General features: G+C 70.1%; 5 protein-coding genes. 4 read left to right on the top strand and 1 reads right to left on the bottom strand.

What is annotated here, in order from left to right; genetic code table 11:
* Positions 1-80 precede the first annotated feature (80 nt).
* The gene (locus A33M_RS20260; RefSeq protein ID WP_008391318.1) at positions 81-530 is read right to left on the bottom strand and encodes a hypothetical protein; all 450 of its coding nucleotides are present in this window, start codon (positions 528-530) and stop codon (positions 81-83) included.
* A 355-nt stretch (positions 531-885) separates the two neighbouring features.
* Between A33M_RS20260 and A33M_RS20255 the strand changes: the two genes are divergently transcribed.
* The 4 genes from A33M_RS20255 to A33M_RS24260 all read left to right on the top strand — a co-directional run bounded on the left by A33M_RS20255 (position 886) and on the right by A33M_RS24260 (position 7617).
* Positions 886-2283, top strand: coding sequence for a DUF2254 domain-containing protein (locus A33M_RS20255; RefSeq protein ID WP_052027148.1), 1398 nt, complete (start codon positions 886-888; stop codon positions 2281-2283).
* Between the two features lie 156 nt (positions 2284-2439).
* The gene (locus A33M_RS20250) at positions 2440-3918 is read left to right on the top strand and encodes an efflux RND transporter periplasmic adaptor subunit (protein ID WP_008391312.1); all 1479 of its coding nucleotides are present in this window, start codon (positions 2440-2442) and stop codon (positions 3916-3918) included.
* Positions 3915-7088, top strand: coding sequence for an efflux RND transporter permease subunit (locus A33M_RS20245; protein ID WP_008391310.1), 3174 nt, complete (start codon positions 3915-3917; stop codon positions 7086-7088). Before A33M_RS20250 ends, A33M_RS20245 begins: the two co-directional genes overlap by 4 nt.
* A 94-nt stretch (positions 7089-7182) precedes the next feature.
* Positions 7183-7617, top strand: coding sequence for a hypothetical protein (locus A33M_RS24260; protein WP_157223591.1), 435 nt, complete (start codon positions 7183-7185; stop codon positions 7615-7617).
* The last annotated feature ends 48 nt before the right edge of the window (positions 7618-7665 follow it).

Raw genomic sequence — 7665 nt, 5'->3', positions numbered from 1 at the left:
AGACGTCGCCTTCGGCGACCCTCAGGATGAGGTCATAGTTTCCCGCCGCTGGCATCACTTCGTGCCGCGCGCGCCGCGCCTCACTTGGAGCCGGACGCGCCGGTGCCGGCCGACGACGAGCCCGAGCCGCCGGTCGACGAGCCGAGCGACGAGCCGGAGCTTGCACCGGTGGTCGAGGAGCTGCCGCCGCTCAGCGTCTCGGGCGGATTGATGTACATCACCACGGTGTCGCCGTCCTTCGTGCGGGCGTGCACCAAATAGGCGGCGTCGACTACCTGGACGTTCTGGAAGCCGGCGTCCTGCAGGGTCTTGCGCACCTTGTCCTGCGACATCGCACGCCACTTCATCGTGTCGCCCTGGGCGGAGGCGCCGGACGTGCCGGAAGCGCCGGTGGTGCCGCTCTGCGCGGACGAGCCGCTGCGGAGCTGGGTCCCCTGATTCTGGGCGCCCTGATGTTGGGAGCCGGACTGAGCGGCCGCCGGCAGCACGCTCATCGCGAGCACCGCTGCGGTCATCGTCAAAAGTCGCATCGTGGTCTCCTGCGGGATCGTCTCGGGTTGCTGAACGTTCGGGTATCGACTCGCGAGCGGACGAGGCCGTATCGTCGAGACACAGGGTGATGCGTGCGGCCGGCCCGCCGTTCCGGGCGCGCGACCGCGGCCGGTCCGCTACCGCGCGAACTCCTATCGCGTGCATGTCGGCCGCCATGTCGCGAGGCCCCTTGTCGCACGACGCGGCGGGCGGTCGTCCGGCCGCGACGGAACCGGCGATGCGGCCGCGCATTACCTCCGTCGGGGGCGCTGCGTCGGGCCGTGCCGACGCCCGGCTGGAAAACTGAAAAACGGTCGCGACCCCGGCCGAGGTCCCGGCGCCGTCGCGGCGCGCATGGAGAGCTGCACCGACGTGACCCGCTTGTGGACGATGCTCGCCTGGCTGCGCACCAGCCTGTGGATGATCCCCGCGCTGATGGGCGGGGTGGCGGCGATCATCGCCTACGTGATGCTGTTCTCGAACCTCCAGATCGCCCTCGCGCCGCTGCGGGACCAGTGGTGGGTGTTCAGCGGCGACGCCTCGACCGCGCGCGACCTTTTGTCGACGCTGCTGTCCGGCATGATCACCATGACCTCGCTCGTGGTGTCGATCACCATGGTGGTGCTGTCGCTCGCCGCCGGCCAGCTCGGGCCGCGACTGATCTGGACCTTCATCGGCGACCGCCAGATTCAGAGCGTGATCGGCCTGTTCGTCGCCACCATTCTCTACACGCTCATCGTGCTGCGCAGCATCGACAGCGAGCTCGGCCCCGACCACGTGCCGCACGTCGCCATCACGCTCGCCAGCGTGCTGGTGGTCGTCTGCCTGCTGGCGCTGTTGTTCTACATCCACAAGCTCGCCCGCTCGATCATCTCCGACACCATGATCGACGTGGTGGCGCGCAACCTCGAGCACGCGATCGAGAAGACCCCGGAGGGGCGGCCGCCGACCATCGGCGGGCCGCTGCCGAGCGGCGCGGTCGAGCGCACGCTGGCGCTCGACGTCAGCGGCTACGTGCAGATGATCGACTATGCCGCGCTGTGCAAGCTCGCGGCGCGGCACGATGCGCTGCTCACCGTGCGGATCAGGGCCGGCCATTACGTGGTGCGCGGCCGCGCCTGCATCGGCGTGCTGGCGCCGACCGCGCCGCCGGAGACGTTCGACGACGCCGTTCGCGCGGCGTTCGTGATCGGCGCCGACCGCACGCCCGACCAGGACCTCGAATACGCCGTGCGACAGCTGGTGGAGATCGCGCTGCGGGCGCTGTCGCCGAGCATGAACGACACCTTCACCGCGATCACCGTGGTCGACCGGCTGGCCGGCGCGATCGAGCGGCTCGGACGACGCGCGCCACCCCCCGCCGAGTATCTCGACGCCGGCGGCACCGTGCGGGTGATCGCCGACGTCTCGACCTACAACGGCCTGGTCGACGCCGCCTTCATCCAGATTCGCCAGTCGGCCGAGGACAACCCGGCCCTGCTGATGCAGCTCGCGCGGCGCCTCGGCGACCTGGTCGCGGTCGCCCGCACCGAGGAGCAGACGGCCGCCCTCACCCGCCACCTCGAGATCGTGCGCCGCCTGGTGCCCGAGTTCGACGAGCCGACCGATCGGCACGATCTGGCGCGGGTCACCGTGGCTGCCCTGCAGCAGACCGAGCCCGACGACGACGGCGAACGCCGCGCCGGGTCGCACGAGCCGGAGGCGGACCCTATATACGACCGCCGGTGCCCCGATCGGAGCCTCGATCGGTGAGCCGCCGCGGCGCTGCGGCGTCCGGTCACGGTCCGGGCACACGGCTCGGGCACACGGCTCGGGCACCATGTCCATCCTCCGGCGTTCCCTTCCCCGTTCGAACGCCGGCGACAATCGCAGGCGGGCGAACGTCCGCCCTCACATCGGGATGAACCTTTGAATCGTCGGCTCGTCGTCGCACTCGTCGTGGTGGTCCTTCTGATCGTGGCCGCCGGTCTCTATGTCTGGATCCGCGGACCGGAGGGTCTCGGGCCGCTGCAGGCCTGGATCGGCGGATCGTCGCAGCAGCAACAAAAAGCCGGCGGTCGAGGTGGGGCAGCGGGCGGCGGCCCGGGTGGACGACAGCAACCGCCACCACAGGTCGGCGTGATCACGGTGACGCCACAGGAGGTCGAGCTGCCGGGCGAGTATTCCGGCCGGGTCGCGAGCTTCCGCGACGTCGAGGTGCGGCCGCGGGTCGGCGGCCTGCTGCTCAGCCGCGAATACGAGGAGGGCGGCCAGGTCCAGGCCGACCAGGTGCTGTTCCGGATCGACCCGGCGACCTACCAGGTGGCGCTCGACCGCGCGAAGGCGCAGCTCGCCCAGGCCCAGGCGTCGCTCACCCAGGCCGAGGAGAACTACAAGCGCACCGCCGAGCTGGTGCGACGCCAGGTGTCGTCCGAGCAGCAGCTCGACCAGGCCACCGCCCAGCGCGACCAGGCCCGCGCCGCGGTGAAGCTTGCCGAGGCGGAGGTGGAGGCGGCGCGGCTCAATCTCGACTACACGGTCGTCAAGGCGCCGGTGAGCGGCGTCACCTCGCTGCAGTCGCCGGCGATCGGCACGCTGATCCAGGCGCAGCAGACCCTGCTCACCACCATCACCCCGCTCGACCCGGCCTATGTGAACTTCTCCTTCACCGAGAAGGAGGCGCAGGATTTTCGCGAGCTCAACGCGCGGCGCGCGACGCCGATCTCGGACAAGGACATCTCGGTCGAGCTGCATTACGGCGATGGAACAACCTATCCGCACGTCGGCCGGATCGACCAGGCGGCACGACGGGTCGATGCGCAGACCGGCACCATCCAGGCCCGCGCGATGTTCCCCAATCCGGACGGCCTCTTGCTGCCCGGCCAGTTCGTCCGCGTGGTGATCCGCGGGGTGACGGTGCCGGACGCTCTGGTGGTGCCGACACGCGCGGTGTCGCAGGGGCCGCAGGGGGCGTTCGTCTATGTGGTCAACGACTCGAACGTCGCCGAGCAGCGGCCGATCCGGATCGCCGAGCAGGTGGAGAACGGCTGGATCGTGCGGTCCGGGCTCCAACCGGGCGAGCGCGTGGTGGTCGACGGCATCATCCGGGTGAAACCCGGCCAGCCGGTGCGGCCGGTGCCGGCCGAGCCCGGCCCGGAGAGCGGCAAGACCGACGCGGCGGCGAAAGCGGCGGTCGGCAAGGACGCCGGCGCCGAGCCCGGCACCTCGATCGGCCGGCGGACGATGGGGACGCCCGGAGGCTCGCCCGGGAGTAGCGCGCCGACCGGTGCGCCCGCCGGTGCGCCCGCCGGTGCACCCGCCGGGGCGCCGGGGGCGAAGCCGGATGCGGCGCCGCCCTCCTCCGCCAGCGGCAACGAACGCTCCTCCGGCGACGAGGCCCGCCAGTGATCTCCAAGTTCTTCATCGACCGGCCGGTGTTCGCCTCGGTGATCTCGATCGTCATCGTGATCGCCGGCCTCGTCGCGATGCGCGTCCTGCCGATCGAGCAGTATCCGCAGATCGTGCCGCCGGAGGTGGTGGTGTCGGCGACCTATCCGGGCGCCACCGCGGAGACCATCGCCGAGACGGTCGCCGCGCCGCTCGAGCAGCAGATCAACGGCGTCGAGAACATGATCTACATGCGCTCGACCGCCACCGGCTCGGGCACGCTGCGCATCTCGGTGTCGTTCGAGATCGGCACCGATCCCGACCAGGCGACCATCAACGTCAACAACCGCGTGCAGCGCGCCACCGTGCTGCTGCCCGAGGAGGTGCGCCGCCAGGGCGTCACGGTCGCCAAGCGGTCGAGCTCGATCCTGCAGGTGGTGACGATGTCGTCGCCCAACCGGCGCTACGACACCATCTTCATCTCCAATTACGCGCTGATCAACGTGATCGACGAGCTGCGCCGTACGCCCGGCGTCGGCGACGCCTCGCTGTTCGGCGCCTCCGACTATTCGATGCGCATCTGGCTGCGGCCCGACAAGGTCGCGCAATACGGCCTGACGCCGAGCGACATCGCCGCCGCGATCCGCGAGCAGAACTCGCAGTTCGCCGCCGGCCGGTTCGGCGAGGAGCCGATGAAGGACCCGCAGGCCTTCACCTACTCGGTGACGACCCAGGGGCGGCTCGCCGATCCGCGCCAGTTCGAGAACATCATTCTGCGCTCGACATCGGACGGCGCCGCGCTGCGCGTGAAGGACGTCGCGCGCGTCGAGCTCGGCTCGCAGAACTACGCCACCATCGCGACGCTGAACGGCGCCCCGGCGGTGCCGATCGGCGTCTATCTCCAGCCCGGCGCCAACGCACTGCAGGTCGCGACCGCGGTGCGCGACACGATGGAGCGGCTGTCGCAGCGTTTCCCCGACGGGCTCTCCTACGCCATCCCGTTCAACACCACCCGCTTCATCGAGGCCTCCGTCGAGGAGGTGGCGAAAACCTTCGCCGAGGCGATCCTGCTGGTGGTGGCGGTGGTCTTCCTGTTCCTGCAGAACTGGCGGGCGACGCTGATCCCGGTGCTCGCGGTGCCGGTGTCGATCGTCGGCACCTTCGCCGGCATGTATCTGCTCGGCTTCTCGATCAACCTGTTCACGCTGTTCGGACTGATTCTGGCGATCGGCATCGTGGTGGACGACGCCATCGTCGTGCTCGAGAACGTCGAGCGCATCATGTCGGCCGAGCACAAGACGCCCTACCAGGCCGCCGTCAAGGCGATGCAGGAGGTGTCCGGCCCGGTGATCGCCATCGTGCTGGTGCTGTGCGCGGTGTTCGTGCCGGTGTCGTTCCTCGGCGGGCTCGCCGGCGAGCTCTACCGCCAGTTCGCGGTGACGATCGCGGTGTCGGTGGTGATCTCCGGCATGGTCGCGCTGACGCTGACGCCGGCGCTGTGCGCGGTGTTTCTGAAGCCCGAGCACCGCGAGCCGTGGGCGCCGTTCCGCTGGTTCAACCGCGGGTTCGACGCCGTCACCCGCGGCTACACCGAGGGCGTGCGCTTCTTCCTGCGCCGCGCGCTGCTGGCCGCCGCGCTGATCGCGGTGATGCTCGGGGCGACCTGGATGCTGTTTCAGCGGGTACCGGGCGCGCTGGTGCCGGCCGAGGACCAGGGCTACGTCTTCCTCGTCACCCAGCTGCCGCCGGCCGCCGCGCTCGACCGCACCCAGAAGGTGACCGACGAGGTGAGCAAGGGGGTGATGGAGAATCCAGCGGTCGCCGACATCGTCACGCTGACCGGCTACGACTTCCTTTCCGGCGCCCAGAAGACCAATTCCGGCGTCTCGTTCGTCTCGCTGAAGGACTGGTCGGAGCGCACCGATCCGAAGCTCGACGCGCGCGTCCTCGCCAACAGCTTCGCGGCGCTCAATGCGCGGTTCCGCGACGGCGTGGTGATCGGCTTCAACCCGCCCGCCATTCAGGGCATCTCGACCACCGGCGGCCTCGAGTTCTTCCTGCAGGATCGCTCCGGCGGCAGCCTCGAAAGCCTGCAGCAGGCGGTGCAGAAGGTGGTGGAGGCGGCCAACCGGCGGCCCGAGCTGAGCGGCGTGCGCACCACCTTCTCGACCGACGTCCCGCAATACCGCGTCGATGTCGACCGCGACAAGGCGAAGGCGCTCGGCGTGCCGATCGCCTCGCTGTTCGACACCATGCAGTCGTCGTTCGGCAGCCTCTACGTCAACGACTTCACGCTGTACGGCCGCACCTTCCGCGTCACGCTGTCGTCGGAGGCCGAGTTCCGCGAGACGCCGGACGACCTGCGCCACGTGTTCGTGCGCTCGCAGAACGGCACGATGGTGCCGCTCGATGCGCTGGTGTCGGTCGAGCGTACCCTCGGGCCGGACGTGGTCGATCGCTTCAACGTCTTCCCGGCCGCCCGCGTGCAGGCGAACCCCGCGCCCGGCTACTCCTCGGGCCAGGCGATCGAGGCGATCCGCGAGGTCGTCGCGAGCACGCTGTCGAGCGACTACACGATCGGCTGGACCGGCTCGGCCTATCAGGAGATCCAGACCGCCGGCACCGGCTCGCAGGGCTTCCTGTTCGGCCTGTTGATGGTCTTCCTGATCCTCGCCGCGCAGTACGAGCGGTGGACGCTGCCGCTCGCGGTGGTCACCGCGGTGCCGTTCGCGGTGTTCGGCGCGATCCTCGCGATCTGGCTGCGCGGCATCGAGAACGACGTCTATTTCCAGGTCGGCCTCGTCACGCTGATCGGCCTCGCCGCCAAGAACGCCATCCTGATCGTCGAGTTCGCCGCCGAGCAGCAGCGCGCCGGGCGCTCGGCGTTCGACGCGGCGGTGGAGGGCGCGCGGCTGCGCTTCCGGCCGATCGTGATGACCTCGCTCGCCTTCGTGCTCGGCGTGGTGCCGCTGGCGATCGCCTCGGGGGCGGGCTCGGCGAGCCGCCACTCGATCGGCACCGGCGTCATCGGCGGCATGCTGGCCGCGACCTTTTTGGCGATCCTGTTCGTGCCGCTGTTCTTCCGCCTCCTGGTGCGCGACCGCAAGCCGCGCGACGGCGAGCAGCCGCAGCAGCGGCAGAAGGACGCGGAAGCGGAGGGCGAGGCGGAGGGCTCCGGCAGCCGGACGTGATCGGGTCAACCCTTCGTTCACCCAGACCGAAGGTTGCACTTCGCGCCCTCCCTCTCCACTGGCACGATACCGCCAGAACAGAGGGAGGACGATCATGCCTCGTTCGCGTGCCGCACTCGCTGTCGCCGTCGCGGTCGGGCTCGTCGCCCTGCCGGGCCCCGCTTCTGCGAAACGGCTGAAGCTGCATTTCTGGTCGTCGTCGACGCACCGTGCTACGAGCCACACCAGCACGCCCCGCGAGACCTCCCGCCAAGGCCAGCGGGCGCGATCGAGCACGGTCTATGTGCCGGTGCGGCCGAACGGGAGCGACGAGAGCACCGCGGGGTCCGCGGGGACCGCAGGCGCGGCCTCGCCGATGCTGGTGCGCGCCGCAGCAGAGCCGGGCGACACCGCCAAGCGCGACGGCAAGGATGCCCGCCATCGCGCCTGGCTCGCCTTCTGCGAGCCGAAACTCTCGCCGCCCGACCGCTACGGCGTCGAGCACTGGGTCTACGCGCACGAGGGCTGCCAGTTCGGCCGCACCGAGTGATACCGGATTCGGGTGATCAGTTCCGAGTGATGGGTTTCGGCCACCAGT

The organism is Rhodovulum sp. PH10 (genome assembly GCF_000293785.1).
Lineage (GTDB): Bacteria > Pseudomonadota > Alphaproteobacteria > Rhizobiales > Xanthobacteraceae > Rhodoplanes.
Note: the sequence above shows the minus strand (reverse complement) of the source record. Positions and strands in the feature narration are given on the sequence as shown.